Here is a 1,257-nt window from a genome sequence, read left to right as displayed (position 1 = left end):
CGCCGCCGGGCCAGCCGCAGCGCCACGGGCCCGGCCACCAGCCGCAGCAGCGCCCACGCCGTGACCAGCACGACGAGCGTGGCGACGAGCGCGGGAACGCTCACCGCGACCCCTCGGTGGCGTGGTAGCGGTCGACGTCGCTCTGGTCGCCGGCCTTCCACAGCGGGACGGTCGCCTTGAGCAGCATCGTCACCTGCACGACGAACTCCGGGTCGTGCAGGTCCTCGCCGAACAGCTCGTTGATGCGCTTCCAGCGGTAGCGGACGGTCTGCGGGTGGACGCCGAGCCGCGCGGCGATGGCCGGGGCGCTGTCGCGCGACTCCAGCCAGGCCAGCAGCGTCTCGGACAGGATCTCGCGCGAGTTCGGCGTCTCGGCCAGCAGCGGACGCAGCAGCGACAGGCTCAGCCGCTGGCGCAGGCGGGGCTCGGCGCGTGCAGCCACAGCTGGGTGGCGTGGTCGGCGCAGCGGACGACGTCGGTGGCCGGGAGCACGCCGGCGTCGACGAGCTCGAGGGCGCGGACGGCGAAGCGTCAGCGTCCGGCACCTCCTCGGCCGGGACCTCCCAGCCCACGGCGACGCGCGCGAGGCGTGCAGAACGTCACGCCCAGCGAGGGCGGGAGGGACGGCTCGGGGGAGCTTCTCGGAAGGCCGAGCGAAGCGGGGCGCGCTAGCGTCCAGGCATGCAGACGACCGAGCCTCGCACGACGACCTTCGGCCCCCTGGACATCGACTTCGACGACCGGGTGCTCGAGCCGCGGGCGTGGACGCAGGCCCAGTCGCAGTGGGCCGCCGACCTGCTCGCCGAGGTGCCCGAGGGGCCGGTGCTCGAGCTGTGCGCCGGGGCCGGGCACATCGGCCTGCTGGCCGTCGCCGCGGCCGAGCGCAGGCTCGTCATGGTGGACGTCAACCCGGTCGCCGTCGCGTACGCCCGCACCAACGCGGAGGCCAACGACCTGGCCGACCGGGTCGAGGTGCGCGAGGGCGACATGCGCGAGGTGCTGGACGCCGACGAGCGGTTCGCCCTGGTCATCGCCGACCCGCCGTGGGTGCGCTCGTCGGACCTGCGCCGCTTCCCGGCCGACCCGCAGCTGGCCATCGACGGCGGCGACGACGGCCTCGACCTGGCCCGGCTGTGCCTGGACGTCGTGGGGTCCCACCTTGCTCCCCGGTGGGGCCGCGGTCCTGCAGCTCGGGCCCGGACAGCACGAGCCGGTCGCCGCCGAGCTCGCGTCCGGACGGTGGCCCGGTCTGGTTTC

General features: G+C 75.2%; 2 protein-coding genes. One reads left to right on the top strand and one right to left on the bottom strand.

Features of this window, described 5'->3' with window-relative positions; all coding sequences use genetic code 11:
- Positions 1-100: 100 nt before the first annotated feature.
- Positions 101-442, bottom strand: coding sequence for a helix-turn-helix domain-containing protein (locus tag AC2W7G_RS16615; RefSeq protein WP_485869412.1), 342 nt, complete (start codon positions 440-442; stop codon positions 101-103).
- 239 nt (positions 443-681) lie between these two features.
- On the opposite strand from AC2W7G_RS16615, the gene AC2W7G_RS16610 reads away from it, so the two are divergent.
- A partial coding sequence (locus AC2W7G_RS16610; protein ID WP_485869411.1) for a methyltransferase occupies positions 682-1,257 on the top strand: 576 nt, incomplete at its 3' end.

The organism is Aeromicrobium sp. PFPM2_SD2 (assembly GCF_057364525.1).
The sequence above is the reverse complement of the archived record's forward strand: the minus strand, read 5'-3'. Positions and strand labels throughout refer to the sequence as shown.